1 protein-coding gene is annotated in these 1042 nt (G+C 72.3%); it reads right to left on the reverse strand.

Annotation, left to right across the window (positions count from 1 at the left end):
* Positions 1-34: 34 nt before the first annotated feature.
* The coding region (locus tag ACFWJO_RS39085; RefSeq protein WP_386872979.1) for an LCP family protein at positions 35-1042 on the reverse strand (1008 nt) is incomplete at its 5' end.

Below are 1042 nucleotides of genomic sequence, written 5' to 3' on the forward strand. Positions count from 1 at the left end.
GCCTAGGTCAGCCCGTCGGCCCGCGCGTCGCGCCTCACGGGGCGGGGACGCACAGCCCGTTCGTCGAGGACGCGTGGTTCAGCACGTCCTCCTGGCCCAGGTCCTCGGCCGTCATCAGGTCCTCGGCGGTGAAGGGCTCGCCGTCGGAGCGGGTCGGCGGGGCCGGCCACGTGGCCGGGTCGTCCTCGTCGACGTCGGGGGTCTGCGTCTCCTGCGCGACGACGGCCAGCACGGTGAGCAGCGGCGTCGCCGAGACCCCGGTCGGCTCCGATCCGGCGGTTGCGGACTCATCGGCCAGCATCTCGTCCACGCGGCGGTGGACGAGGTCGTAGTCGGGGTAGGTGGTGAAGTGGGTGCCCGTGTCGCCGAAGTCGGGCGGGCCGATGGTCAGCCGCCGCATCTTCTGGCCGCGCGAGCGCTCGGCGAGGTCCGCGAACGTGCCGAGCTGGGACTGCGGCAGGTCGGTGGTCACGATCTGCTCGCCCGCCGCGAGGATCCCCTCGAAGCGGGTGAGCACGGTGGCGGGGCTGAACTGCTCCAGCATCGCCGCCTGCATGCACTGCTGCCGGCGGATGCGGGCGTAGTCGGTGGACCAGTGCCGGGAGCGGGCGAAGGCGAGCGCGTCGTCGCCGTTGAAGTGGTGGGTGCCCGGCTCCCACCAGATGTTGCCCCAGGCGCCGTCGGGCCGGACGCCGCGGTGCACCACGTAGCCGCCGCTGACGACGTCCACCCCGCCCATGGCGTCGATCAGCTGGGCGAAGCCGCCCATGTCCATGAGGGCGTAGCCGGAGACGTCCAGGCCGAGGATGCCGCCGGCGGCGTCCTTCATGGCCTCGGCGCCGGGGTGTTCGGCGTCCGGGTAGAGGTCTGCGTGATGCTCCTCCACGTCCGTGTAGAGGGCGTTGAGGATGCACTCGTCGCCGCAGTCGAAGCCGTTGGGGTACACGTCCCACAGCGGGGAGCCCTCGACGAACGGCGCGTCCTGGAGATTGCGGGGCAGGGAGAACATCACGATGGCGCCGGTGCGGGCGTCCACGGAGAC

Origin of the sequence: Streptomyces sp. NPDC127092 (assembly GCF_042722475.1) — a bacterium.
Classification (GTDB): domain Bacteria; phylum Actinomycetota; class Actinomycetes; order Streptomycetales; family Streptomycetaceae; genus Streptomyces.